The sequence below is a fragment of the Allobosea sp. FBZP-16 genome, from assembly GCF_002831785.1.
GTDB lineage: Bacteria > Pseudomonadota > Alphaproteobacteria > Rhizobiales > Beijerinckiaceae > Allobosea > Allobosea lupini.
Genome location: NZ_LNCQ01000052.1, coordinates 23,838 through 47,926, shown reverse-complemented (window position 1 = coordinate 47,926; position 24,089 = coordinate 23,838). Strand labels below are relative to the sequence as shown.

At 67.1% G+C, this 24,089-nt stretch carries 27 protein-coding genes, 1 other RNA gene and 1 pseudogene; 13 read left to right on the top strand and 16 right to left on the bottom strand.

From position 1 onward, the window contains the following. Positions 1 to 33 precede the first annotated feature (33 nt). The 7 genes from CXY91_RS25960 to CXY91_RS25930 all read right to left on the bottom strand — a co-directional run bounded on the left by CXY91_RS25960 (position 34) and on the right by CXY91_RS25930 (position 6,622). Positions 34 to 312: a DUF2160 domain-containing protein gene (locus CXY91_RS25960; RefSeq protein ID WP_100964637.1), complete on the bottom strand. Its 279-nt coding sequence runs from the start codon at positions 310 to 312 to the stop codon at positions 34 to 36. After that, positions 312 to 1,109 (bottom strand): carbohydrate ABC transporter permease, encoded by a 798-nt coding sequence (locus tag CXY91_RS25955; protein WP_091834791.1) that lies wholly within the window; start codon positions 1,107 to 1,109, stop codon positions 312 to 314. The genes CXY91_RS25960 and CXY91_RS25955 overlap by 1 nt, the downstream gene beginning before the upstream one ends. Then, a complete protein-coding gene (locus tag CXY91_RS25950) occupies positions 1,109 to 2,008 on the bottom strand; it encodes a carbohydrate ABC transporter permease (protein ID WP_100964635.1) in 900 nt (299 codons plus the stop codon). The genes CXY91_RS25955 and CXY91_RS25950 overlap by 1 nt, the downstream gene beginning before the upstream one ends. Continuing rightward, the gene (locus CXY91_RS25945) at positions 2,005 to 3,099 is read right to left on the bottom strand and encodes an ABC transporter ATP-binding protein (RefSeq protein WP_100964633.1); all 1,095 of its coding nucleotides are present in this window, start codon (positions 3,097 to 3,099) and stop codon (positions 2,005 to 2,007) included. Before CXY91_RS25945 ends, CXY91_RS25950 begins: the two co-directional genes overlap by 4 nt. A gap of 1 nt (position 3,100) precedes the next feature. Further along, on the bottom strand, positions 3,101 to 4,186 hold the full coding sequence (locus CXY91_RS25940) for an ABC transporter ATP-binding protein (protein ID WP_100964631.1): 1,086 nt from the start codon (positions 4,184 to 4,186) through the stop codon (positions 3,101 to 3,103). Next, entirely contained in the window at positions 4,183 to 5,718 is a 1,536-nt protein-coding gene (gene glpD, locus CXY91_RS25935; RefSeq protein WP_100964629.1) for a glycerol-3-phosphate dehydrogenase, read from the bottom strand. The genes CXY91_RS25940 and glpD overlap by 4 nt, the downstream gene beginning before the upstream one ends. A 100-nt stretch (positions 5,719 to 5,818) precedes the next feature. Further along, positions 5,819 to 6,622: a DeoR/GlpR family DNA-binding transcription regulator gene (locus CXY91_RS25930; RefSeq protein ID WP_100964627.1), complete on the bottom strand. Its 804-nt coding sequence runs from the start codon at positions 6,620 to 6,622 to the stop codon at positions 5,819 to 5,821. Positions 6,623 to 6,819: 197 nt separating this feature from the next. Here CXY91_RS25930 and CXY91_RS25925 point away from each other — a divergent pair, with 197 nt between their 5' ends. Together CXY91_RS25925 and CXY91_RS25920 are read left to right on the top strand one after the other, a co-directional pair. After that, positions 6,820 to 7,794 (top strand): sensor histidine kinase, encoded by a 975-nt coding sequence (locus CXY91_RS25925; RefSeq protein ID WP_158673585.1) that lies wholly within the window; start codon positions 6,820 to 6,822, stop codon positions 7,792 to 7,794. 51 nt (positions 7,795 to 7,845) lie between these two features. Beyond that, positions 7,846 to 8,115, top strand: a pseudogene (locus CXY91_RS25920) (heme-binding protein); the annotation flags it as partial. 58 nt (positions 8,116 to 8,173) lie between these two features. On the opposite strand, the gene CXY91_RS25915 reads toward CXY91_RS25920, so the two are convergent. Then, positions 8,174 to 9,448, bottom strand: coding sequence for an MFS transporter (locus tag CXY91_RS25915; protein WP_100964619.1), 1,275 nt, complete (start codon positions 9,446 to 9,448; stop codon positions 8,174 to 8,176). A 113-nt stretch (positions 9,449 to 9,561) separates the two neighbouring features. Here CXY91_RS25915 and CXY91_RS25910 point away from each other — a divergent pair, with 113 nt between their 5' ends. Continuing rightward, positions 9,562 to 10,032: a winged helix-turn-helix transcriptional regulator gene (locus CXY91_RS25910; protein WP_100964617.1), complete on the top strand. Its 471-nt coding sequence runs from the start codon at positions 9,562 to 9,564 to the stop codon at positions 10,030 to 10,032. A 98-nt stretch (positions 10,033 to 10,130) separates the two neighbouring features. On the opposite strand, the gene CXY91_RS25905 is transcribed toward CXY91_RS25910, so the two are convergent. Next, positions 10,131 to 10,628 carry a hypothetical protein gene (locus CXY91_RS25905; protein ID WP_100964615.1) on the bottom strand — a complete coding sequence of 166 codons (498 nt, stop codon included), beginning with the start codon at positions 10,626 to 10,628 and terminating at the stop codon, positions 10,131 to 10,133. After that, entirely contained in the window at positions 10,628 to 11,005 is a 378-nt protein-coding gene (locus CXY91_RS25900) for a hypothetical protein (protein ID WP_100964613.1), read from the bottom strand. Before CXY91_RS25900 ends, CXY91_RS25905 begins: the two co-directional genes overlap by 1 nt. A gap of 162 nt (positions 11,006 to 11,167) precedes the next feature. On the opposite strand from CXY91_RS25900, the gene CXY91_RS25895 reads away from it, so the two are divergent. Together CXY91_RS25895 and CXY91_RS25890 are read left to right on the top strand one after the other, a co-directional pair. Further along, positions 11,168 to 12,661 (top strand): MDR family MFS transporter, encoded by a 1,494-nt coding sequence (locus tag CXY91_RS25895; RefSeq protein WP_100964611.1) that lies wholly within the window; start codon positions 11,168 to 11,170, stop codon positions 12,659 to 12,661. An 85-nt stretch (positions 12,662 to 12,746) separates the two neighbouring features. Beyond that, complete coding sequence (locus CXY91_RS25890; protein ID WP_091834752.1) at positions 12,747 to 13,301, top strand: DUF1269 domain-containing protein; 555 nt, start codon at positions 12,747 to 12,749, stop codon at positions 13,299 to 13,301. A 9-nt stretch (positions 13,302 to 13,310) separates the two neighbouring features. On the opposite strand, the gene CXY91_RS25885 is transcribed toward CXY91_RS25890, so the two are convergent. Both CXY91_RS25885 and dapD read right to left on the bottom strand, forming a co-directional pair. After that, positions 13,311 to 13,904, bottom strand: coding sequence for a hypothetical protein (locus tag CXY91_RS25885; RefSeq protein WP_091834751.1), 594 nt, complete (start codon positions 13,902 to 13,904; stop codon positions 13,311 to 13,313). 19 nt (positions 13,905 to 13,923) lie between these two features. Further along, positions 13,924 to 14,766, bottom strand: coding sequence for a 2,3,4,5-tetrahydropyridine-2,6-dicarboxylate N-succinyltransferase (dapD, locus tag CXY91_RS25880; RefSeq protein WP_091834750.1), 843 nt, complete (start codon positions 14,764 to 14,766; stop codon positions 13,924 to 13,926). 213 nt (positions 14,767 to 14,979) lie between these two features. Here dapD and CXY91_RS25875 point away from each other — a divergent pair, with 213 nt between their 5' ends. After that, positions 14,980 to 15,267, top strand: coding sequence for a hypothetical protein (locus tag CXY91_RS25875; RefSeq protein WP_100964609.1), 288 nt, complete (start codon positions 14,980 to 14,982; stop codon positions 15,265 to 15,267). 7 nt (positions 15,268 to 15,274) lie between these two features. On the opposite strand, the gene recR is transcribed toward CXY91_RS25875, so the two are convergent. From recR to ffs, 4 genes are all read right to left on the bottom strand, one after another. Beyond that, the gene (gene recR / locus CXY91_RS25870) at positions 15,275 to 15,880 is read right to left on the bottom strand and encodes a recombination mediator RecR (RefSeq protein ID WP_091834744.1); all 606 of its coding nucleotides are present in this window, start codon (positions 15,878 to 15,880) and stop codon (positions 15,275 to 15,277) included. 154 nt (positions 15,881 to 16,034) lie between these two features. After that, complete coding sequence (locus CXY91_RS25865) at positions 16,035 to 16,358, bottom strand: YbaB/EbfC family nucleoid-associated protein (RefSeq protein WP_091834743.1); 324 nt, start codon at positions 16,356 to 16,358, stop codon at positions 16,035 to 16,037. Between the two features lie 19 nt (positions 16,359 to 16,377). Beyond that, a complete protein-coding gene (locus CXY91_RS25860; protein WP_100964606.1) occupies positions 16,378 to 18,234 on the bottom strand; it encodes a DNA polymerase III subunit gamma/tau in 1,857 nt (618 codons plus the stop codon). A gap of 139 nt (positions 18,235 to 18,373) precedes the next feature. Next, positions 18,374 to 18,470: signal recognition particle sRNA small type (gene ffs, locus CXY91_RS25855), an RNA gene on the bottom strand. Between the two features lie 247 nt (positions 18,471 to 18,717). Here ffs and rpmH point away from each other — a divergent pair. The 7 genes from rpmH to CXY91_RS25820 all read left to right on the top strand — a co-directional run bounded on the left by rpmH (position 18,718) and on the right by CXY91_RS25820 (position 24,086). Then, positions 18,718 to 18,852, top strand: coding sequence for a 50S ribosomal protein L34 (gene rpmH, locus CXY91_RS25850; protein WP_057189143.1), 135 nt, complete (start codon positions 18,718 to 18,720; stop codon positions 18,850 to 18,852). 56 nt (positions 18,853 to 18,908) lie between these two features. Continuing rightward, positions 18,909 to 19,283: a ribonuclease P protein component gene (gene rnpA / locus CXY91_RS25845; protein ID WP_100964604.1), complete on the top strand. Its 375-nt coding sequence runs from the start codon at positions 18,909 to 18,911 to the stop codon at positions 19,281 to 19,283. 40 nt (positions 19,284 to 19,323) lie between these two features. After that, positions 19,324 to 21,225: a membrane protein insertase YidC gene (gene yidC, locus CXY91_RS25840; RefSeq protein WP_100964602.1), complete on the top strand. Its 1,902-nt coding sequence runs from the start codon at positions 19,324 to 19,326 to the stop codon at positions 21,223 to 21,225. A 129-nt stretch (positions 21,226 to 21,354) separates the two neighbouring features. Beyond that, positions 21,355 to 21,987 (top strand): CatB-related O-acetyltransferase, encoded by a 633-nt coding sequence (locus tag CXY91_RS25835; protein WP_100964600.1) that lies wholly within the window; start codon positions 21,355 to 21,357, stop codon positions 21,985 to 21,987. 9 nt (positions 21,988 to 21,996) lie between these two features. Further along, positions 21,997 to 22,776: a GTP-binding protein gene (locus CXY91_RS25830; protein ID WP_100964598.1), complete on the top strand. Its 780-nt coding sequence runs from the start codon at positions 21,997 to 21,999 to the stop codon at positions 22,774 to 22,776. A gap of 24 nt (positions 22,777 to 22,800) precedes the next feature. Then, positions 22,801 to 23,076, top strand: a complete 276-nt coding sequence (locus CXY91_RS25825; protein WP_100964596.1) for a hypothetical protein — start codon at positions 22,801 to 22,803, stop codon at positions 23,074 to 23,076. A 158-nt stretch (positions 23,077 to 23,234) separates the two neighbouring features. Continuing rightward, complete coding sequence (locus CXY91_RS25820; RefSeq protein ID WP_100964594.1) at positions 23,235 to 24,086, top strand: VOC family protein; 852 nt, start codon at positions 23,235 to 23,237, stop codon at positions 24,084 to 24,086. Positions 24,087 to 24,089: the final 3 nt, after the last annotated feature.

Below are 24,089 nucleotides of genomic sequence, written 5' to 3'. Positions count from 1 at the left end.
GTTCGGTCGTTTCTTGTTCTTGGGCTTGCCTCCTCAGACGAAGCGGAACACCGCCGCGGCATAGAGGAGTGCGAGGCCGGAAGCCCACCACAGCGGCTGGCCGACGATGCCGAGCCAGGCGAGGTGAATGAAGGCGCTGCCGAGCAGCGAAATGAAGAGCCGGTCGCCGCGCGTGGTGGCGATGCCGAGCACGCCGACGCGCTCGGTCTCGGGCCGGAAGATCGCGAGCAGCGTCAGGATCAGGAGCAGGCTGGCGATGCCGGCGAAGAAGACGCCGGTCTGCCAGGTCCAGGCCATCCAGTTAAGTTCCATCACACCCTCCCCAGGGCGAAGCCCTTGGCGATGTAGTTGCGGACGAACCAGATCACGAGCGCGCCGGGGATCAGCGTCAGCACGCCGGCTGCCGCGAGCACGCCCCAGTCCATGCCGGCGGCCGAGACTGTTCTGGTCATGGTCGCGGCGATCGGCTTGGCGCTGACGCTGGTCAGCGTGCGCGCCAGCAGCAATTCGACCCAGGAGAACATGAAGCAGAAGAAGGCGGCGACGCCGATGCCGGAGGCGATCAGCGGCATGAAGATCTTCACGAAGAAGCGCGGGAAGGAATAGCCGTCGATCGCCGCGGTCTCGTCGATCTCGCGCGGCACGCCGGACATGAAGCCTTCGAGAATCCAGACCGCCAGCGGCACGTTGAACAGGCAGTGGGCCAGCGCCACCGCGAGCGGCGTGTCGAATAGCCCGATCGCCGAATACAGGTTGAAGAAGGGCAGCGCGAACACCGCCGGCGGCGCCATCCGGTTCGACAGCAGCCAGAAGAACAGGTGCTTGTCGCCGAGGAAGCGGTAGCGCGAGAAGGCGTAGGCCGCCGGCAGCGCGAAGGCGAGCGAGAGAGCTGTGTTCAGCGCCACATATTGCAGCGAGTTGATGTAGCCGTTGTACCAGCTCGGATCGGTGAAGATTTTGGCGTAGTTGTCGAGAGTGAAGGTCCGCGGCCAGAGCGTCAGCGCGTTGGTGATTTCGGTGTTGGTCTTGAAGCTCATGTTGACGAGCCAGTAGATCGGCAACATCAGCGCAATGAGATAAAGGGCAAGGATCAGTCGGCCGCCGCGCATCAGCCCCTCCCCGCTTCGGAGTCGGCCCGCGCATCGGCTGTTGTCATCACCGTGTAGAACACCCAGCAGACCGCAAGGATGATCAGGTTGTAGACGATCGAGAGCGCCGCGGCCTTGCCGAGGTCGAACTGGCCGAGAGCGAGCTTGACCAGCTCGATCGAGAGGAAGGTCGTCGAATTGCCGGGGCCGCCGCCGGTGACGACGAAGGGCTCGGTGTAGATCATGAACGAGTCCATGAAGCGCAGCAGCACGGCGATCAGAAGCACGCGATTCATCTTCGGCAGCTGGATGGTGCGGAACACGGCCCAGCGCGAGGCACCGTCGATGCGCGCCGCCTGGTAATACGCGTCGGGGATCGACTTCAGGCCGGCATAGCAGAGCAGCGCCACCAGCGAGGTCCAGTGCCAGACATCCATTACGACGATGGTGAACCAGGCGGCGACCGGGTTGGCGACATAGTTGTAGTCGATGCCGAGGCCGTTCACCGCCGCGCCGAACAGGCCGATGTCGCCGCGCGCGAAGATCTGCCAGATCGTGCCGACCACGTTCCACGGGATCAGCAGCGGCAACGCCATCAGCACCAGCGTCGCCGAGACCGTCCAGCCTTCGCGCGGCATCGACAGCGCCACCAGGATGCCGAGCGGGATCTCGATGGCCAGAATGATCGCCGAGAAGGCGAGGTTGCGCCAGAGCGAGTCGTAGAAGCGCGAGCCGAGATCGCTCTTCGGGTCGAGCAGTTCGGCGAACCAGCCGACGCCGTTCCAGAAGAACTGGTTGTTGCCGAAGGAATCTTGGACGGAGTAGTTCACCACCGTCATCAACGGGATCACCGCCGAGAAAGCGACGATCAGCAGCACCGGCAGGACGAGCAGCCAGGCCTTCTGGTTGACCGGCTTCATGGCTGGCCTCCCGGCAGCGCTTGCCCCTTCACCAGATGGCCGTCGCTGTAGATGTGGATCTGGCCTGACTGCAGCGCGAGGATGGCCTGATCGCCGTCGAAGCTCGCGCCCTCCGGCACGCTCGCGGCAAGCTTGAGGCCATCGAGCTCGACGCGGGCAATGCGGGCGCGGCCGATATCATCGATGCGGGCGATCCTGACCGGCAGCCCTGCGCCGCGCGGGGCAAGCGTCGCGTATTCCGGCCGGATGCCGAGCTCGACCTTGCCGGCAAGGGCCGGATAGTGCCTCGCCAATGCGATCTCCTGCCCGGCGAGACTGGCCCGCGCGCCCTCAACCTTGCAGGGCAGCACGTTCATGCCGGGCGAACCAATGAAATGACCGACGAAGGTGTGGGCGGGGTGCTGGAACAGCTCCTCCGGCGTGCCGGTCTGCACGACGCCGCCATCATGCATCACCACCACCGTGTCGGCGAAGGTCAGCGCCTCCGTCTGGTCGTGGGTGACGTAGATCATGGTGAGGTCGAGCTTGCGGTGCAGCTCCTTCAGCATCGAGCGCAACTGCCATTTCAGATGCGGGTCGATGACGGTCAAAGGCTCGTCGAACAGGATCGCGGCGACGTCGGGCCGCACCAGCCCGCGCCCGAGCGAGATCTTCTGCTTGGCGTCGGCCCCGAGACGGCTCGCCTTGCGGTCGAGCGCCGATGTCAGATCGAGCAGGCCGGCGATCTCGGCGACGCGGGCCTCGATCTGTGCCTTCGGGACGCCGCGGTTCTTCAGCGGAAAGGCGAGGTTCTCGCGCACCGTCATCGTGTCGTAGACGACGGGGAACTGAAAGACCTGGGCGATGTTGCGCGCCTCGGTCGGCGCTTTCGTCACGTCCTTGTCGTCGAACAGGATGCGCCCGCGCGTCGGCACAACGAGGCCGGAGATGATGTTGAGCAGCGTGGTCTTGCCGCAGCCGGACGGGCCGAGCAGGGCATAGGCGCCGCCCTGGCGCCAGACATGGTCGACCTCGCGCAGCGCATAGTCCTGCGGCCCCTGCGGATCGGGCTTGTAGGAATGCGCCAGCTTGTCGAGCGTGATCCTGGCCATCTCACGCCGCCTTTGCCGGAGCTGCCGCCGCCAGCCTGCCGGCGGCGTCGAACAGGAAGATGCGGTCAGGGGCGAGCCAGGCGGTCACGGTCGTACCCGGCTCCAGGCGGCGCACGCCCGGCACCAGCGCGATCAGGCGGTGGTCGCCGACATCGAGATGGACGAAGGATTCCGAGCCGGTGATCTCGGAGACCGAGACGTTCGCTTGCAGTTCGATCGCCGCTGTCGGCAGCGCGTCGAGCGCGAGATGATGGGCACGGAAGCCGATCGTATAGGCGCCATCGGGCACGCCGGCGAAGGCGCCGCTCGCCGGGATGGTCTGGCCGGTCGAGAGCCTGACCTCGCTGCCCTGCTTGATCCCAGAGAGCGTGTTGAGCGGCGGGTCGGAGAAGACCTGCGCGGTCACAAGGTCATGCGGCTGGCGATAGACTTGCGCCGTCGGGCCGAACTGCGTCACCCGTCCTTGGAACAGGGTGGCGGTATTGCCGCCGAGCAGCAGGGCCTCGCTCGGCTCGGTGGTGGCGTAGACGAAGATCGCGCCGGATTCGGCGAAGATGCGCGGCAGTTCCTCGCGCAGCTCCTCGCGCAATTTGTAGTCGAGATTGGCGAGGGGCTCGTCGAGCAGCACGAGCTCGGCGCGCTTCACCAGGGCGCGGGCGATCGCGGTGCGCTGCTGCTGGCCGCCGGAGAGTTCGAGCGGCTTGCGCTGGAGATAGGGCTCGAGCCGCAGCAGCGCCGCCGCGCTCTTCACCCGAGCGTCGATCTCGCTCGCCGGCAGGCCGGCGACGCGCAGGGGCGAGGCGATGTTCTCGTAGACCGACAGCGCGGGGTAGTTGATGAACTGCTGGTAGACCATCGCGACATTCCGCTTCTGGACCGGCAGTCCGGTGACGTCGCGGCCCTCGACCAGGGCCTTGCCGCTGCTGGGTGCGTCGAGCCCGGCCATCAGGCGCATCAGAGAGGTCTTGCCGGCGAGCGTCGCGCCGAGCAGCACGTTGAGCGATCCCTTCTCCAGCGTCAGCGAGATGTCGGCGAGCAGGGTCTGCGCGCCGCGCGTCAGGCTGAGACTGTCGAGTGTCAGGCTCATCCGCGCGCCTCCATCCGGGCGGAAGCGGGTGGCGCAGCCTTCGCGGCCATATAATCGTCGAGCGCCCGGCGCTGTTCGGGCGAAAAGCGCAGGCCGAGCTTGCTGCGCCGAAACAGCACATCCTCGGCGCTGACCGCCCATTCCTGGTTCATCAGCCAGGCGACCTCGCGCTCGGTCAGGTCTGCGCCGAAGACCCGGCCGAGATCGGCCATCGCCTTGGCGCCTTCGAGCAGCGTCTCGGCACGGGTGCCGTAGGCCCGGGCGAGCCGGCGCGCCAGCTTGCGGTCGAGCCAGGGGCGGGCGGCGGCGATGCGCTCGACCAGCCCCTCGAAGCCCTCGACCGGGAAATCGCCGCCGGGCAGATGCGCTACGGCCGTCCAGGAGGGCGCGCGCAGCGCCGGTACGGCGGCGGACAATTTCTCGACCGCCGCCTCGGCAAGCCGCCGCGCGGTGGTGATCTTGCCGCCGAAGACCGAGAGCAGCGGCGCGGAGCCGGCCGGCTCGTCCAGCGTCAGCACATAGTCGCGCGTCGCCTCCTGGGCCTTGCTGGCGCCGTCGTCATAGAGGGGGCGCACGCCGGAATAGGTCCAGACCACGTCCTCGCGCTGGATCGGCTTGCGGAAATATTCGCTCGCCGCGGCGCAGAGATAGGCGATCTCGTCCTCGCTGGCGGCGACCTTGGCCGGATCGCCGTCATAATCCTTGTCTGTCGTGCCGATCAGGGTCAGATCGCCCTCATAGGGGATGGCGAAGATGATGCGGCCGTCGGCGTTCTGGAAGATGTAGCAGCGCTCGTGCTCGAACAGGCGCGGCACCACGATATGGCTGCCCTGGACCAGCCGCACCGAAGCCGGGCGGTTGCTGGCGACGATGCCGTTGAGCACGTCGGCGACCCAGGGGCCGCCGGCGTTGACCAGCACGCGCGCGCTGGTCTCGGCTCGTGTTCCGTCCGCGGCTTCCGTCGTCACGACCCAGAGATCGCCCTGGCGGCGCGCGCCGATGACCTTGGTCCGCGGCAGGATCCTGGCGCCGTGCTCGGCCGCATCGCGGGCGTTGAGCACGACGAGGCGGGCATCCTCGACCCAGCAATCGGAATATTCGAAGGCGCGGCCGAAGCGCGGCTGCAAGGGTTCGCCGGCCGCGTCGTGCCTGAGGTCGAGCGAACGGGTCGCCGGCAGCAGCTTGCGGCCGCCGAGATGGTCGTAGAGGAAGAGGCCGAGCCGCAGCATCCACCAGGGCCTGAGGCCTGCATGATGCGGCAAGACGAAGCGCAAGGGCCGGATGATGTGCGGCGCGGCGCGCCACATCACCTCGCGCTCGGTCAGCGCTTCGCGCACCAGCCGGAATTCGTAGTGCTCGAGATAGCGCAGGCCGCCATGGATCAGCTTGGTCGAGGCAGAGGAGGTCGCGCTGGCAAGATCGCCCTGCTCGAACAGCACGACCGAGGCGCCGCGCCCCGCCGCATCGCGCGCAATGCCGCAGCCGTTCACGCCGCCGCCGATGATGGCGATGTCGAACACCGGAGCCGTCACGCGATCCCTCCCGCAGGCACTCCTGCGAGTGCCTCTTCAACGCACGGTAGAGCGTGATTTTCTTGCGTGCAACGGGAAAACGAAAGCGAAAGCGAAAATCCTAGCTTTCACTTTCGGCATGAAGGGTTGCCCCATTTAGCGTTTCGGTTTCGACCACGCTGATGCCCTCGCTGCGGCAGAGCTCGCGCAAGGGCGGCGGGCCGAGCCGATCGGTGACGAAGACGTCGACATCGCGCAGATGGCCGATACGCACCGGGGCGGAACGCTCGAACTTGGTGCTGTCGGCGACGAGCAGGCATTGCCGGGCGTTCTCGATAATCGCTTGCGAGACGCGCACCTCGCGATAGTCGAAATCGAGCAGCGCCCCCTCCTCATCGATGGCGGAGGTGCCGATCACGGCATAGTCGACCTTGAACTGGCGTATGAGGTCGACGGCGGCGGCTCCGATCACGCCGCCATCGGAGCGCCGGACCGGTCCGCCGGCGACGATCACCTCGATATTCTCATGCGGGTAGAGCAGCGTCGCGACATGCAGGTTGTTGGTGATGACGAGCAGGCCGTGATGGTCGGAGAGCGCGCGCGCCACCTCCTCGGTCGTCGTGCCGATATTGATGAACAACGAGGCGTCGTTCGGGATCAGCGCCGCCGCGGCCTGGCCGATCGCCGCCTTCTCCTCGCGGGCGATGAAGCGGCGCGCCTCATAGGCGAGGTTCTCGACCCCGGACGCCACCACCGCCCCGCCATGCACGCGCGACATGATGCGCTGGTCGCAGAGCTGGTTGAGGTCCTTGCGGATGGTCTGGGCACTGACCTCGTAGCGCGCCGCGAGATCCTCGACATTGACCCGCCCCTGAGCCCGGGCCAGCGCCACGATCTCGCGCTGGCGTGGCGTGATGCTCTCCATGTCGGGCTCCTCGTGACGTGGCGCCAAGCTGACCGGGCTGCCCGACAGCGTCAACCGCTCATGGTTCGGCGGCTAAGGGATTCTGCGGACTCGACGCCGCCATGACTCCGGGCGCATGTCAAAAGACATGGGCGTTTGACAGGCACTGCGCTAGCGGTCGAATTGTAGCGTCTTCATCCCGACTCGAAAGCCCGCTTGTGCCGACACAGCTCAACAAGGATGCCCGTTTCCTGAGTGCCGTGCTGTCCGCGTCGGACGACTGCATCAAGGTCATCGGCCTCGACGGCACGCTCGAATTCATGAGCGAGGGCGGCCAACGCGTGATGGAAGTCCAGGATTTCGAGAAGATTCGGGGCTGTCCCTGGATTCAGTTCTGGCAGGGAGACGGTCATGCCGATGCTGAGGCGGCGCTCGCCGCGGCGCGGGCCGGCCGCAGCTACCGCTTCCAGGGCCCGGCCGATACTGCTGCGGGCAATCCGCGCTATTGGGACGTTCAGGTCTCGCCGATCGTCGGGCCGGACGGCAAGCCCGAAGCGATCCTCTCGGTTTCGCGCGACATCACGCAGATGCATGCCGGTGAGGAGCGCTATCGCCTGCTCGCCGGCGAGTTGAACCATCGCATCAAGAACCTGCTCGCCATGGTTTCCGGCATCGTCAACCAGTCGATGCGCGGCTCCAACGAGCCGCTGGACATGGTCAAGCGCCGCGTCTCCGACCGTTTGCAGGCGCTGGCGGCGGCGCAGGATGTGCTGATGATGGCGAGCCGCCACGGCGCCGATCTCAGGCAACTGGTCGAAGTCGTGCTGTCGCCGCATCGCTCCGGCGAGCGGCTCGCAGTCGACGGCCCCTCTGTGACGCTCTCCTCGAAATGCGCGCTGGCGATGGCGCTTGCTCTGCACGAACTCGGCACCAATGCGGTGAAATACGGGGCGCTCTCGCAGGATGGCGGCCATGTCGACGTTTCCTGGAGCAACCAGGGCGGCGCATTCCACTTCCGCTGGCAGGAAAGCGGCGGGCCACCGGTGACGGCGCCGCAGCGGCGCGGCTTCGGCTCGCAAATGATCGAGAAAGTGCTCGGCAGCTATCTGGGCGGCACCGCGAAGATCGATTTCGCGCCCGATGGCATCATACTTTCGCTCGATGCGCCGACCGCGGCGCTGTCGGAAAGCTAGCGAGCCGCGGCCCGAGGTCGCCCAGGTCCGCGCTTTGCCGACCGTGCCGGCCCGCACACCATCGACGCCAGCCGGGCCAAGGCCTTCACCTTGGTTTCGGCCAAGAACAACACTGGCGCCATGACCGAGGCTGCCGCCAACAATGCCGGCGCCCACAATCTCGTCCACATCTCCGGCCTCCTGCTGCTCGGCGGCGGCGTGCCGGTTAAGGCCGGTGACGAGGTCACCGCCACGGTCGGCGTCGGTGGCGCCCCGGGCGGCCATCTCGACGAGGAATGCGCCAATGCCGGCCTGCAGGCGCTCGCCGCCAAGCTGACGTGACCGGTCTTCTGTGAGGGGGCCTCGGGGCCGTTGCCGCAAGGCAGCGGCCCTGATCGTGTCAGGCGGCAGGTTTCGTCGCGACGGCACGCGTTGCCGCGCTCGGCATCGCCTTCAGCGTCGCAGCCCAGAACGCCAGCGCGATCGCGGCGATCGCCGCACCGAGTAGGCTGACGCCGGTCCAGCCGGCTTGCGCATAGACCAGCGTCGAACCCGACGATCCCAGCGCGCTGCCGATCGAGTAGAACACCATGTACCCGGCGGTCAGCCGGCTCTGCGCCTCCGGCCGCACGCGATAGATCATCGCCTGGTTGGTGACGTGCACCGCCTGCAGGCCGAAATCGAGGATCAGCACGCCGGCGATCAGGAACAGGATCGACTGCGGCAGAAGCCCGATCGGCAGCCAGGCGATGAGCATCAGCGCGAGCGCGATGCCGGTGAGGCGCTGGCCATGGCCGCGATCGGTCCAGGCTCCGGCCCGCGCCGCACCCAGCGCGCCGGCCGCCCCGGCGAGGCCGAACAGGCCGATCGCCGTATGCGACAGCGAGAAAGGTGGGGCCGCGAGCGGCAATACCAGGGGCGTCAGCAGCGTCGTGACGTCGGCGAAGATCAGCATGCCGATCACCGCCCGGATGCGCAGCACCTTCTCGTCGCGAAACAGGGTGAAGAGCGAGCCGATCAGGCGCGGATAGGAGAGCGGCGTCGATGCCTTTCGCTCGGGCGGCAAGGCCCTGGACAGGACGATGGCGATGATGAGCGTCGCTCCCGCCGAGAGCAGATAGACCGCTCGCCAGCCCGAGAGATCGGCCATCGCGCCGGCGATGGCGCGGGCAAGCAGGATGCCGAGCACGATACCGCTGGTGACCGAGCCGACGACCTGGCCGCGCTCTTCCGGCCTTGCGAGGCTCGCGGCATAGGCGACGAAGGCCTGCGTTACGACGGCGAGGAAGCCCATCGCCGCCATCGCCGCCAGCAGCATCGCGCCCGAGACCGAGACGGCGACGCAGATCAGCGCCGCGACCGAAAGCAGCGATTGCAGCACGACGAGCTTGCGGCGGTCGAGGAGGTCGCCGAGCGGCACCAGCAGGATCAGCCCGAGCCCGTAGCCGAGCTGCGTCGCTCCGATGACCAGGCCGACCATGGCCCGCGAGAGCCCGAGATCGTCGGCGATAATGTCGAGCAGCGGCTGCGCGAAATAGGCGTTGGCGACGGCGAGCCCGCTCGCCACTGCAAAGAGCAGGATCATGCCGGCTGAAAGCCGCACTGCCGGAGTAGGCGATGGGCGTGCGTCAACGCTCGCGGCGCCGGCCGGCGCCGCCTCAAGGTCCAGTCGCATGGTGAAGCTCCGCTAGATAAGTTTCATAATGAAACTTATTGTGGTGTAGTGGTATCGGTTTTATCTTGCAACTGAAAGATCGATCACGCAGCCTTGAGGAGAGCATCGCAGCGATGGTGAAGCGCCGCAGCCTGGTCAGCGATTATTGCCCGAGCGCCCGGGCGCTGGATGCGATCGGCGACTGGTGGTCGCTGCTGATCGTGCGCGACGCCTTCGACGGCATGACCCGCTTCGGCGAGTTCCAGAAGAGCCTCGGCATCGCCCGCAACATCCTCTCCGAGCGGCTGCGCACGCTGACGGCCCGCGGCATCCTCGAAGCCGTCCCGGCTGCGGCTGGAGGCGCGCGCCAGGAATACCGGCTGACCGCTAAGGGCCGCGATCTCTTCCCGGTGATGGTGGCGCTTCGGCAATGGGGCGAGCAGCACCTGTTCGCGCCCGGCGAGCGCCACTCCTCGCTGATCGAGCGCGACAGCGGCCGCAAGGTCACCCTGACCGTGCAGACCGACGATGGCCGCCCGATCGATGCCGATGGCGCGATGATCCTGAAGGTGCCGGAGTCGGAGAAGCAGCGTTCTCCATCCTAGAGCATTTTCGAGCGAAGTGGACACCGGTTCGCTTGAATAAAATGCAATAAAACAAGGACTTGGAGCAATTCCGCGATTCGAAGAGTTGCGGAATTGCTCTAGTCGAGCGAGGCCGGCTCCGCCTTGGGCAGCTTGGCGCGATAGAGCAGCTTCCAGGCGTCCGTCCCGAGCGCGAAATCCTTGCATTTGAGGTCGGCGAGCTTGCGGCCGGCTCTGGAGACGAGAATGCCGTCGCGGTCACCCTGGCCCCTGACGCTGATCGAGTAGAGCGTGTAGCGGGTCTCGCCGCGGCTGAAGCGGACGATATCGCCGGCGAATCCGGCATCGCCGACGACCGCGGTGCTGAAGGCCTGATCCGGCGGCATCGGCGCCTCCGGATGGATCAGCTCGATCGCGCCCTTGCGGCCGAAGCGATAGGCGAGGCTGCCCTGGCTCGGGCCGAGGTCTGGGGAAGCGCAGAGCGAGGCGATCTTGCTGCCGATCGCGCAGGAGAAGATCGCGACCTCGCTAGCCTGGCACAGCGAAGGGCGCGTATCGGCTCGGGCGGCGTTGCAGATGAGGGTGGCGAGGAGGGCGGCCGGAAGGCGCGAAAGCATTATTTCAGCCAGAGCCTGAGCGGAATCTTTCCGGCCTTGCCGCAATCGGCGAAGGCGACGCCGTCCTCGGTCAGGGTGCCGGTCACCGCGCAATTCTCTTCGCCGATCGCCAGCATCGCGGCATAGCGCCGGCCATCGCGCCGCAGGTTGAGCGTGCCGGTTTTCTCGGCGACCTCGCCCGGCCCGCACAAGGCGAGATGCTTCAGTTGGATCGGGCCGGCGAAATCGCGCTTGCGCTTGGAGGCGGAAGGCTCCGCCTCGGCGAGTGTCGCCGTCAGCGCCCATTCGCCGGCATAGCCATAGCGGCCGGTCAGCTCGAGCGCCGTGGCCGGCGTCGGCAGCATCGGCAGCAGGACAAGGAGCAGATGCGCGCGCATGGTCCCTCGCAACGGAAGGCGCCATGCTAGCCGCAGCCTGCGGCTCGCGCCAATCCAGGGCTGCACCCACTTCGCGGCGGCCTTGCGTCCCCGAACTCTGGCGCATGGCCAAGCCGAGCCTTATCCTCGGGCATTCCCCAAGCACAGGACGGACAGGTGCCGATGGACAAGCGGGTCGAGACGCCGCCGACGCAGGCACCGCTTTCTCATGCCGACATTCGGTCGATCCTGATCGGAATCATGCTCGCCATGTTCCTGGCGGCGCTCGACCAGACCATCGTCGCAACCGCGATGCCGACGATCGGCCGCGAGCTCGGAGACGTCGCCCACCTGCCCTGGGTCGTGACCGCCTATTTGCTGGCCTCGACCGCGGTGACGCCGCTCTACGGCAAGTTTGCCGACATCCATGGACGCCGTGTCACCTTGCTTGGCGGAATCGCCATCTTCGTACTTGGCTCTCTCGCCTGCGCGCTCGCGCCGTCGCTCTGGCTGCTGGTGGTCGCGCGGTTCGTGCAGGGGCTCGGCGGCGGCGGACTGATCGCCATGGCGCAGACCATCATCGCCGACATGGTCCCGCCCAAGGAGCGCGGCAAGTACCAGGTCTACATCGCCAGCGTGTTCTTCTCGTCCTCGTTGCTCGGCCCGGTGCTTGGCGGGGTGATCTCGGAGGCGCTGCATTGGTCGGTGATCTTCTGGATCAACCTGCCGCTGGGTCTCGGCGCCTACTGGATGACGCATACCGCGCTGAAACGCCTGCCGCGGCATGAGCGGCCGCACAAGCTCGACGTGCTCGGCGCGCTCTTGATGACCAGCGCGACGATGACCTTGCTGCTGGCGCTGTCCTGGGGCGGTACGCATTATCCCTGGGGCTCGCCGCCGATTCTCGGGCTGGTCGCCGGTTCGGTCCTGCTCTGGCTTTGCTTCGCCTGGCGCCTGCGCACCGCTGCCGAGCCGCTCATCCCGCTGGCGCTGCTCGCCAACCCCGTGGTTCGCGACGGCACCATCGCCGCCGGTTTCGGCATGGGCACGTTCATCGGCCTGACCATCTATCTGCCGCTCTACTTCGAGACCGTCGCCGGGCTCTCGGCAGCCAATTCCGGCATGGGCCTGCTTCCGCTGACCTGCGGCACGGTGCTTGGCGCCACGGCGTCCGGGCGGGCGATGACGCGGCTCAATCACTACAAGCGCGTGCCGGTGATCGGGCTTGCTCTGGCGCTCGTCGGCACCGCGATCCTGATCGCAACCGCCGGCCGCCTGCCGCTGATACCCTTTTCCCTGTTGCTCGGCCTGATCAGCATCTGCTTCGGCACGCTGCTGCCGGTCGCCACGGTCTCGATCCAGAACGCCGTCGCTCCGCACCAGCTCGGCACCGCGACCGGGACTGCGAACTTCTTCCGCCAGATCGGCGGAGCGCTGATCGTCGCGATCTTCGGCGCGATCGTGCTGGGGGGCATCGGCGCGAGCGGTGCCGGCCTTTCGGCCGAGACGCTCAAGGCCGGAGCGGTCGATCGCGAGACGATGATCCGTCTTTTCCAGTACGTTTTCGCCGCGACCTTCGCCGGATTCGCATTCGCGCTCATCTTCCTGCTACGCATGAAGGAGCTGCCGCTGCGGGGTTCTGCCCTCGCGGCTGCGAAGGAGGTGGCGGGCGAGTAGCGGAACGCCCGCATTCGTCGCGCGTTTGCCGCAAGCCCGTCACAGAGCGGCGGCAGCTTGTCTCGTCGCGTCAGAGGAGTGCGCCATGTCCGATCTCGTCGTCATCGTTTATCCGACCGAAGCCAGGGCCGAGGAAATGCGGCAGAAGCTCTTCGGCCTGCAGAAGGAATACCTGATCCAGATCAGCGACGCCGCGATCGCGGTGATGCACGAGGACGGCAAGGTCAAGCTCAACCAGTTGCTCAATACCACCGCGCTCGGAGCGGCTTCCGGCGGCTTCTGGGGCCTGCTGATCGGCGCGATCTTCCTGATGCCGATCTTCGGCGCGGCGATCGGCGCGGCTTCCGGTGCGCTCGGCGGGGCGCTGACCGATTACGGCGTCAATGACGGCTTCATGAAGGAGCTCGCCGCCAATCTGCAGCCGGGCAATGCCGCGCTCTTCGTGCTGATCCAGAAGATGACCGGCGACAAGGTGCTCGAGGCGATCAAGGGCACCGGCGGCGTCGTGCTCAAGACCTCGCTCGACCATTCGCAGGAGCAGGCCCTGCGCGATGCGCTTGCCGCCTCGCCGGCTGCGCAGCGGCAGGAGCTGGCGACCGGTTCGACCGAGCCGACGCCGAATCCGCTGCCGGGCGTCTGAGGCTTCTGCTCACCGCCGCTTGAAGCTCTGCTTGGCGATGGTGAGGGCGATGGCGCGGCCGGTCTCGGCCGAACCTGTCATGCTTTGCGCCTCGAGTTCGGCGCCGATGCCGGTGAGGCGCAGGCCCGCGGGATCGTCGGGCAGGCTCCAGCTCTGCGTGTCGGCATGGAAAGCCAGTGGCAGGTCGAAGCGGCCGCCTGCACTGGCCAGGAAGGCGTTGATCTGGCCGACCGTGCCGGCCTTGGTCTGGTCGAGCCTGACCCTGTAGAGCGCGCGCCGGCCGATCAGGTCGAGCTCGACCCCGACGAGGAGATGCTCGGCCGGGTGACGCGTGTAGATGCCGGTCGAGGAGACGCTGCGGCGATCGATCGTCGCCTCGGCCCGCATGCGGATGACGCCGCCCGCATCGGTGGCGAGCTGCTGCCCTGCACCGGGAGCGCTGATCTCGGCGTCCGAGCCGATCGCGACGCGCACGCCGAGGCCGGCCAGCGGCTTGCCGGCTTCGTCGACGAGCTTCAGCGTCAACGCGACCGGTTCGGCCTGCGCAGTTGTCGATGCCAACGAGAATAGTGAGAGGAAAGCGGCGCTCAGAAGCGTCTTCATCGGCTCCGCCCCGCCATCCTCAGTCGCGCAGCAATTCGTTGATGCCGGTCTTGGCGCGGGTCTGGGCGTCGACCGTCTTGACGATCACGGCGCAGTAGAGCGAGGGGCCGGGAGTGCCGTCGTTCAGCGGCTTGCCCGGCAGCGAGCCGGCCACGACGACCGAATAGGGCGGCACCTTACCGACATGAACCTGGCCGGTGGCGCGGTCGACGATCTTGGTGGTCGCCGAGATGAAGACGCCCATGGCGAGTACCGAACCTTCGCCGACGACGACGCCCTCGACCACCTCGGAGCGGGCGCCGATGAAGCAGTTGTCCTCGATGATCGTCGGGTTGGCCTGCAGCGGCTCGAGCACGCCGCCGATGCCGACGCCGCCCGAGAGGTGGACGTTCTTGCCGATCTGGGCGCAGGAGCCGACCGTCGCCCAGGTGTCGACCATGGTGCCGGAGTCGACATAGGCGCCGATGTTGACGAAGGACGGCATCAGGATGACGTTCGGTGCGAGATAGGAGCCCTTGCGCGCAGCCGCCGGCGGCACGACGCGGAAGCCGGCGGCGCGGAAGCGGTTTTCGCCCCAGCCTGCGAACTTCGAGGGCACCTTGTCCCAGAACACGCCCTCGCCGGGGCCGTGCGCCATGATCTCGTTGTCAGCGAGCCGGAAGGAGAGCAGCACCGCCTTCTTCAGCCACTGATTCGTCACCCACTCGCCGCCGACCTTCTCGGCGACGCGCGCCTGGCCGGAATCGAGCAGCTCGATCGCCTGCTCGACAGCATCGCGCACGGCGCCCTTGGTGTTGAGGCCGATCTCGGCCCGGTTCTCCCAGGCGGCGTCGATGGTGGCGGCGAGGTCGGTCAGGGACATGGAGCGGCTCTCTCTCGTCATGGCCGGCCTTGTGCCGACCATCCACGCCTTGCGGGCGCGGATGAAAAGGGGAAGACGTGGCGGCTCGGGACGGGCCCGGGCGTGACGGGGTGAGCGATGGCGGAAGCCCGCGGCGACGTCAAGGCAAAGCGGGGCCGCGGGCAATTCATCCATGCTACAATGCAAACAGGCTTAACGCTGTGGAGGCGGACGATGACCCGGACCCTGATTGCTCTTCTCGTCCTTGGTCTCACTGGAGCGGCGCAGGCGCAGGGGCGGCCCCAATCGCCGACGCTGAGTTGTGCAGCCAACCGACAAAGCGTCCTCGCCAATGGCGCTATGGTGCTCGGCACCGGCGGCTATACCTACGACCGCTTCGTGCGCGACCGCAGCTTCTGTCAGTTCGACGAGACGGTTTTTCCAGCGTGGGTGCCGGCCCGCGACACGCCGCAATGCTTCGTCGGCTACCGCTGCAAGAGCGCCTCGCCCTGGGACGATTGAGGCGAACTCAAAACCCCGTGCGCTGGCGGATCGCCGCCGCCAGCGTGCCGTCGTCGAGATAGTCGAGCTCGCCGCCGACCGGCACGCCATGGGCGAGCTTGGTCACCTTGATCTCGAGATGCGCCAAGAGGTCGGTGATGAAGTGCGCCGTGGTTTGGCCCTCGACCGTGGCGTTGAGCGCCAGGATCACTTCCTTCACCGCTGGTTCCGAGGCGCGCGCCACCAGCGCGTCGAGCGAGAGGTTCTCGGGCCGGATGCCGTCGAGCGCCGAAAGCACGCCGCCAAGCACGTGATAGCGCCCGCCGACCGCGCCCGAGCGCTCCAGCGCCCAGAGATCGGCGATATCGGCGACGACGACGATCAGGCTGTCGTCGCGGCGCGGATCGCGGCAGAGCCCGCAGGGATCGCTGGTGTCGACATTGCCGCAGGTCGAGCAGACGACGATGCGCTCGCGCGCCACCGCCATCGCCTCCGAGAGCGGGCCGAGCAACTGCTCGCGCTTCTTGACGAGGTGGAGCGCAGCGCGCCTCGCCGAGCGCGGACCCAGGCCCGGCAGTTTGGCCAGGAGCTGGATCAGGCGCTCGATCTCGGGGCCGGCGATGGTGCGGGACATGGGTGTTAAAGTGAGCTTTGCCGCTGCCGCGCTGTCATCCCGGCCTTAGCGAAGCGGAGAGCCGGGATCCATTCCTGGACCTCTGTCGGAAAGGCTCCGGAATGGATCCCGGGTCGATCTGCGATCGCCCGGGATGACTCGCGAAAATGGATCGTCAGAACAGCTTCGGCATGCCGGGCGGCAGCGGCAGTCCCTTGGTCATCTCGGCCATCCGCTCCTGCACGGCGCGCTCCGCCTTGTTGCGGGCGTCGTTGCTGGCGGAGATGACGAGGTCCTCGAGGATCTCCTCCTCGCCCTGGACCATCAGGCTCGGGTCGATCTTCACCGACTTCAGCACGTTCTTGGCGGTCATGACCAGCTTGACCAGGCCACCGCCGGCCGAACCCTCGAATTCGAGGGTATCGAGCTGGGCCTGCATCTCGGCCATCTTCTTCTGCATGTCCTGCGCCTGTTTCATCAGGCCCATCATGTCGCGCATGGCGGTGCTCCCTTCGCGGTCAGTTGTCGGTCAAGAATTCGATACCGTCGAAATCGGGCTCGCTGTCGTCGAAGAGCGGCTCGAATTCGGGCAGGTCCTCGTCGCCGCTCGTGGCGGTGGCGGACGCCTCGGCCTCAGCAGCACGGGGATCACGGACATCGACGATGCGCGCCCCCGGGAAGCGCTCCATCACGGCGCGCACGGTGGGGTGGTTGGCGGCATCGTTCTCGCGCTTGTCGCGGGCCGCCACCGCCTGCTCGCGCAGGGTCGCCGAACCCTCGGCATTGACGATGGCCACCAGCCAGGTCTGGCCGGTCCATTCCTTCAGCCGCTTCGACAGATCGTTGGCGAGCAGGCGGTTGCCGTGCTCCGCCAGTGCGAACTCGATCCGGCCCTGCTCGAAGCGCACCAGGCGGACATCGCGCTCCAGCGCCAGCTTCATGGTGATGTCGCGATGCCGCGAGGCGAGCGCGACGACCTCCTCGAAGCTCTGCGGTTGCGGCAGGGCGCTGGCCCGAACCTGGGCCGCCGGCGCCGCGGCGGGCATCGGGTTGGCGCTGGCCAGCACCGGCCGGGCCGCGAGCGCGGTCGCGCCGCCGCCCGCAGGTGGACGTGGGGCAGGAGAACCGTTTCCGCCTATGGCTCCGCTGCCGTCACGCAGCATGCGCAGCGCCTCGTCCGGCGTCGGTAGATCGGCGGCATGGGCGAGGCGCACCAGCGCCATCTCGGCCGCCATCACCGGCCGGTCGGCCTGGCGGACCTCGCCGACGGCCTTCAGCAGCATCTGCCAGGCCCGCGCCAGCACGCGGATCGACAAGCGCTGGGCGAAATCGGCGCCGCGCACCCGCTCGGCCTGGGACAGGCTGTTATCCTTGGCCGCCTCCGGCACGAGCTTGAGGCGGGTGACGAGATGGCTGAACTCGGCGAGGTCGGAGAGCACCACCGCCGGATCGGCGCCGGCGTCGTATTGTGCCCTGAGCTCGGTCAGGGCGCCGGCGATGTCGCCCTTCATCGTGAGCTCGAACAGGTCGATCACGCGTGCCCGGTCGGAGAGGCCGAGCATGCTGCGGACCTCGTCCAGCGTGATCTTGCCGCCGGCATGGGCGATCGCCTGGTCGAGGATCGAGAGCGAATCGCGCACCGAGCCCTCGGCGGCGCGCGCCACGGCGGCGAGCGCCTCCTCCTCGGCTTCGATCCCTTCCGCCCGGCAGATCTTGTCGAGATGCCCGACCAGCAGCGCCGCATCGACGCGGCGCAGGTCGAAGCGCTGGCAGCGCGACAGCACCGTGACCGGCACTTTCCGGATCTCGGTAGTGGCGAAGATGAACTTGGCGTGCGGCGGCGGCTCCTCCAGCGTTTTCAGGAAGGCGTTGAAGGCGCCTCCCGAGAGCATGTGGACCTCGTCGATGATGTAGACCTTGTAGCGCGCCGAGACCGGGGCGTAGCGCACCGCGTCGTTGATCTGGCGGACATTGTCGACACCGTTGTTCGAGGCGGCGTCGATCTCCATCACGTCGATGTGCCGGCCCTCGACGATCGCCTGGCAATGCACGCCGAATTGCGAGAGGTCGGTGGTCGGGGCGCCCGTGCCGTCGGCGTTCTGGTAGTTCAGGGCGCGCGCTAGGATGCGAGCCGTCGTGGTCTTGCCGACACCGCGCACGCCGGTCAGCATCCAGGCCTGCGGGATGCGGCCCGCGGCGAAGGCGTTGGTCAGCGTCCGGACCATGGCGTCCTGGCCGATCAGGTCGCCGAAATGCGCCGGCCGGTATTTGCGCGCCAGGACGCGATAACCCGCCGGCGCTGCGGCGGCCGGAGCTGGCACGGGGGCCATGCCGGGGAAACCCGGCTCGTCGGCGGGGACGGTCTCGTCGGTCATGCCCCTGCTTTCGCCAATCGCAACGTCCCGGTCAACGCCGCTCTGCCATAGCAGCGCGCGAACGCGTCAGGAATGTGAGGGAAGCCAAGGCTCGCGCATTCGCACGCAGCCAGATCCGCGCTGAAGGATTCGCGCGTGAAGTAGGAGGTTGGACGAAGACCCGTTCGGTCTCGTTACGGCTGCTTCCTTCCGGACCTGACCGGGTTGGCGAGTGAGACGTCCCTCGCCAACCTCCCGGGCGCTATATCGGCGCTTCGGCGCGCGAGCGCAAGTCCGAGGCAAACGAACCGAGGCAAAAAGCGCCGCTGCGACGGCACGGCGCAGCCGTTTCGGCATTGACTCAGGTCTCCCCATCCGCCATAAGCCCGCGACCTGCGCTGCCTACCGGGCGGCGCGGCCCTTTTTGCATGACAGGCCTGGCTGGCATTGGCTTTCCCGCGAAAGCTGCGCCCGCCCTGCCGAACAAGGCCCCGGAGACGGACCGTGAAGAGAACCTATCAACCCAGCAAGCTGGTGCGTAAGCGCCGTCACGGCTACCGCGCCCGCATGGCGACCACGGGTGGCCGCAAGGTCATTGCCGCTCGTCGCGCCCACGGCCGCAAGCGCCTGTCGGCCTGATGAGCCCAAAGGCGCGCGTTGTAGGCGCGCCTGTTCCGGAAGACTGGCCAACCGCCATGCGCCTCGCCCGTCTGACGCAACGCAAGGACTTTCTCGCGGCGGCCGAGCACGGCCGCTGTTTTCGTTCGTCCGCTTTCACCGTGCAGGTGCTCGACAAGCCGGGCCAGGATGATCTGCGTCTCGGCTTGACCGCTTCACGCAAGACCGGCAACGCCGTGGTGCGTAACCGCATCCGCCGCCGCCTGCGCGCTGCTGCTGCACTTGCGCTCGCAGAGCAGATCGGCAAACCCTGCGATCTCGTGATCGTCGCCCGGCCCGAGACCGTCCAGGCCGATTTTACCGCGATGGTCGCCGACCTTTCGGTCGCGTTCGACCGCGCCCGCCCAGCCAGTGGCGGCAAGCGCCGCTCCGCCCCCCGCAAAGCCTCTTAGGGCCCCTTCCGGGCCCGCGAGACTGCCTCCGAGACGGATGATGAAAGAAGACAACCGCAATCTGTTGCTGGCGATCACGCTCTCGGTCGTCGTGCTGCTCGGCTGGCAGTATTTCTACGGCCTGCCGCAGGCGGAAAAGCAGAAGCAGATCGCCCTGCAGAATCAGCAGACGCAGAGCCAGCAGGCGACGCAGCCCTCCGGCGCGCCGACCGCTTCCGGCACCGCTCCGGCTCCGGCCCAGGGCAGCGCCCCGGCGCAGCCCGGCCAGGCTCCGGTCACGGCTGCTCCTGCTGCGACCCGCGAGGCGGCGCTCGCCGCCGGGCCACGCATCAGGATCGACACGCCCAAGATCGCCGGCTCGCTCTCGCTGACCGGTGCGCGCATCGATGACGTCTCGCTCAAGGCCTATCACGAGACGGTCGATCCGAAGAGCCCGATCATCGTGCTGCTCTCGCCGGCCGGCGGGCCGAATGCCTATTACTCCGATTTCGGCTGGGTCGCCGGGCCGGGCGCCAATGTCGCGCTGCCGAACGCCAATACGGTCTGGACCGCCGACAGCCAGGTCCTGACTTCGGCCAAGCCGGTGGTGCTGACCTGGGACAACGGCCAGGGCCTGACCTTCAAGCGCACCATTGCGGTCGACGACAACGCCATGTTCTCGATCCGCGACGAGGTCGAGAACAAGGGCACGAGCGCCGTCTCGCTCTATCCCTATGGTCAGGTCGTGCGCGTCGGCAAGCCGGCGACGCTCGGCTACTACGTGCTGCACGAGGGCATGATCGGCTCGCTCGGCGAGCAGGGCCTTCAGGAATACACCTACGACGCCATCGACAAGGAACCGGCGCTCGGCTCGGCGGCGCATGGCAAGGTCTGGAAGGACGTGCTCGGCGGCTTCGTCGGCATCACCGACAAGTACTGGGCTGCGGCCGCGATTCCTGACCAGGGCAAGAAATACGAGGGCCGCTACTCCTCGGTCCAGACCGGTTCGGTCCGCACCTACCAGGCCGACTTCCTCGGCGAAGCCGTCAACGTCGCGCCCGGCGCCTCCGCCAGCGCCTCCTCGCGCCTGTTCGCCGGCGCCAAGGAAGTGGCGGCGATCGACGGCTACGAGAAGAACCAGGGGATCAAGCGCTTCGAGCTGATGATCGACTGGGGCTGGTTCTATTTCATCACGAAGCCGATGTTCTACGTGATGGACTGGGTCTACAAGCATGTCGGCAATTTCGGCATCGCCATCCTGGTCGTGACCGTCCTGCTGAAAGCCCTGTTCTTCCCGCTCGCCAGCAAGTCCTACGCCTCGATGGCGAAGATGAAGGCGGTTCAGCCCGAGATGATGGCGATCCGCGAGCGCTATGCTGACGACAAGATGAAGCAGCAGCAGGCGCTGATGGAGCTGTACAAGACGCAGAAGATCAATCCGCTCGCCGGCTGCTGGCCGGTGCTGGTGCAGATCCCGGTCTTCTTCGCGCTCTACAAGATCCTGTTCATCACCATCGAGATGCGGCACGCGCCGTTCTACGGCTGGATCAAGGACCTCGCCGCGCCCGATCCGACAAACCTCTTCAACCTGTTCGGCCTGCTGCCGTTCACGCCGCCGGCCATGCTCCATCTCGGTATCTGGCCGATCCTGATGGGGATCACGATGTTCGTGCAGATGAAGATGAATCCGGAGCCGCCGGATCCGGTCCAGAAGATGATGTTCACCTGGATGCCGGTGTTCTTCACCTTCCTGCTCGGCTCGTTCCCGGCCGGCCTGGTGATCTACTGGACCTGGAACAACCTGCTTTCGGTGACGCAGCAAGGCTTCATCATGAAGAAGCACGGCGTTAAGATCGAGCTCTGGGACAACATCAAGGCCATGTTCGGCAAGAAGCCGGCTGCCGCGGCTGCGACCCCGGCCGTGCCCGCGCCAGGCAAGCCGGCAAACAGCAACAAGAAGTGAAGTAGCCGGGCGAGAGCCTTGCATGTGAGAAAAATCGAACGCCGGACGCCTCTTGGGGCTCCGGCGTTTTGCTTTTTGCACCGCTTCGCGGCTTGTCCCCGATCATGGCGATGTGCTTAGTGCCGCGCCATGCCTCTTCCCGATCCGAAAACCCGCCATCCGATCGCCGGCTGGAAGGGCACCGCCTTCCTCAAGGCCATCGTCGATCATCCGCTCGTCGAGGTCGGCGACTACAGCTACTATGACGACTCGCGCGGGCCCGAGCATTTCCTCGCCCGCTGCGTGCGCTATCATTTCGACTTCATCGGCGACCGGCTGATCATCGGCAAATTCGTCGCGATCGCCCAGGCAGCCCAGTTCATCATGAATGGCGCCAACCATCCCATGGGCGGCTTCTCGACCTATCCGTTCGGCATGTTCGGCTTCGAGACCGTGCCGGACTTCACCCGCGACGGGCTGGGCCTGCGGGGCGACACCGTGATCGGCAACGATGTCTGGATCGGCCGCGAGGCGGTGATCATGCCGGGCGTCACGGTCGGCGACGGCGCCATCATCGGCACGCGGGCCCAGGTCTCCCGCGACGTGCCGCCTTACGCCGTCGTGGTCGGCAATCCCGGCCGCGTCGTGAAGACGCGCTTCCCGCCCGAGGTGGTCACGGCGCTGCTCGAGATCCGCTGGTGGGATTGGGGGCCGGACAAGATCGCGCGCAACCTGCCCCTGATCGCCGGCGCGGACATCGACGCGCTGCGCTCGGCCGTGTAGGCAAGGACCATGACCGCCAGCACAACCACGCCCTTTACCGCCGACGAGCTCGAATCCGCCCGGAAACTGTTCGAGGGTCCCTGGGATTTCGTCTGGGCCTCGACCAAGATCGACGACCTGCCACCCATGGTCGGGCAGGAGATCGCCTTCGCCGGCCGCTCCAATGTCGGCAAGTCGAGTCTGATCAACGCGCTGACCCGCCGCAACGCCCTGGCGCGGACCTCGCATACGCCGGGCCGCACCCAGCAGCTCAACTTCTTCCGCCAGGTCGATCATGATGAGCGCATCGATCACGTCGCAGGCGGGCGAGATCGCCCGACTGCGAAGAACGTGATCGACACTCAAAGTTCGGAGCATGGCTTCGGCGAAAAACCGGTTCCCACTTTTTCGCGCCATGCTCTGACCATCGTCGACATGCCCGGCTATGGCTATGCCGCCGTCGGCAAGGAGAAGGTCGCGGCCTGGACGAAGCTGATCCACGATTATCTGCGAGGGCGCGCCAATCTGATGCGCGTCTATGTGCTGATCGACGCCCGCCACGGTATCAAGGATGTCGACGGCGCCGTGCTGGAGACGCTCGACAAGGCCGCCGTCAGCTATCAGGTCGTGCTGACCAAGGGCGATGCGCTGAAGCAGGCCGACCAGACCTTCATGGCCGAGGCGACCTATGACGAGATCAAGCGCCGCCCCGCCGCCTTCCCCGAGGTGCTGCTGACCTCCAGCGAGAAGGGCCTTGGCATTCCCGAGTTCCGGGCAGCGATCGCGCGGGCCCTGGCGGAGCGGGCGTAGCACGCAGCGATTCCCGGAGGGCGAATGTTCAAGGCTGTGACGGACAGCGCCACGGCGGCCGATGGCGGCTCGCTCGCCCTCTTCGTCGAGCGCCTGGACGGGACGATCGAGACCTTCGTGGTCGATCGCTCGCTCGCAAGCCGCGGAACGTCGTCCTACAACAAGGTTTCGTCCAGCTTGCGTGCGCTGACGCCTGCGGGCTGTGGTGATATCGCCGAGGCGCTCGATGCCTTGGCGGCCGAGACCCCGGGCATCCACCCGGTCGCCGAATTCGTCGGGGCGCTGAGGCAGCAGCGCTGACATCACGGCTCGCCGAAGCCATGTCGCATCGCTCCCGGGCGCCCCTTCATTGCGTCAATGCAATACCCGGCTTGTCCTGCCCTGGGGCGACAAGCGCCGCTGAAAACCCCATCTTGTGGCCAGGTGGCGATGCCGCCCGCAAGTTTGGAGCAGCCCCCATGTCCGCAGCCACAGAGACCTTGGCCCATCGCAACGAGGCACTCGACGCGCCCGTCCATATCGGCGCGGTGAGCTTGCGCGTGCGCGATCTCGCCGGGCTGACGGCGTTCTATCGCGATGCGATCGGGCTTTCGGTCCTCGAGCAGGATGCCGACCACGCCGTGCTCGGCGCCGGAGGCGAGCCACTGGTCAAGCTGGAAGCCGGCGCGCAGCACCCGTCCTCGGCCGCCGGCCTGTTCCATATGGCAATCCTGCTGCCCTCGCGCCGCGACCTCGGCAACTGGCTGCGGCACGCCGCCGAGACGCGCACCGGGCTGGAAGGTGCCTCGAACCATCTCGTCAGCGAGGCGCTCTACCTCTCCGATCCCGAGGGCAACGGCATCGAGATCTATCGCGACCGCAGCCGTCCGGAATGGCCGCGGCTCGATGGCGGCCGGATCAAGATGGCGACCGAGCGGCTCGATCTCGACGCGCTCCTGCGCGATGCCGAGCCGCAAGCCTATGCCGGCATGCCGGACGGTACCGTGATGGGCCATGTCCATCTGTGTGTCGGTGACGTCCAGCAGGCCGAGGGCTTCTATCGCGATGCACTCGGCTTCGAGGTGATGGTGCACTATCCCGGCGCGAGCTTCATGGCGACCGGCGGCTATCACCACCACATCGCCGCCAATACCTGGCACAGCCGCGGCGCCGGCCCTCGCCGGGACAATGAGGCGGGCTTGTCGAGTTTCGAGCTGGTCGCGCGCGATGCGGAAGCTCATGCCGCGCTCAGCCGGCGCATGGCGGCCGCTGGTGGCGATGACGGGTCGGTCGTCGATCCCTGGGGCAACCGGATCACGCTCCGGCCCTGAGAG